This is a genomic window from Pseudomonas sp. B424 (assembly GCF_055408345.1).
The window spans coordinates 1-608 of the sequence record NZ_JBUZTL010000079.1; the positions used below are offsets into that span (position 1 = coordinate 1).

Genomic DNA, 608 nt, shown 5'->3' on the forward strand with positions numbered 1-608 from the left:
TTCAACCGCCCAGTCCAGGTATTCCTGCCATTGGGCACGGCGCAACGGCAAGCCTTCGCGGAAGGCCGCTTCGTCGATTTGCACGATTTTGATACCGGCGGTTTCCAGGTCGCAGCGCCACACTCTGCGCCCGTTGACCAGGCCCAGCGACAGCACTTTATAGGTCGGCAGACGGTCCAGAATGGCATGCAGCTGGTCGGGGGCGCGCACCAGGTCAACGTGCAAGCCTTCTACTGGCAGGCTGACGGCCAGCCCGAGGTTGTCTTCCTGGCCACTGAAGCAGGTATTCGTACAGGTCCTCGGCGGTCGTGATCTTGTCCGCCAGTGTACCCAGACCTCGTTGGGGGATCACATGCTTGAGGTACTAAGGCACCAGAGCATCACACCGGGATTCGTTCAGACCGGCCAGTAGTTTCTCGTTCATAGCGGTTTCTCCCGGGTTAGCCGTGTGCGGCGGCAATGACTTTGGCGGCGATCACCGCGAGCGTTTCCTGACTGACAGTGGCGGGCTCAGTGAGTTTGGCGACCCACAACAGATCCGTCGGAGACAGACCAAGGCGCTGACTTAATTTCATTCTTTGCAGCAAGGGCAACAGCGCCGCAAAACT

General features: G+C 59.5%; 1 pseudogene. It reads right to left on the reverse strand.

Annotated features, from left to right (window positions below):
- Positions 1-306: pseudogene (locus ACZRMS_RS26310) on the reverse strand (hypothetical protein); the annotation flags it as partial.
- Positions 307-608 lie beyond the last annotated feature (302 nt).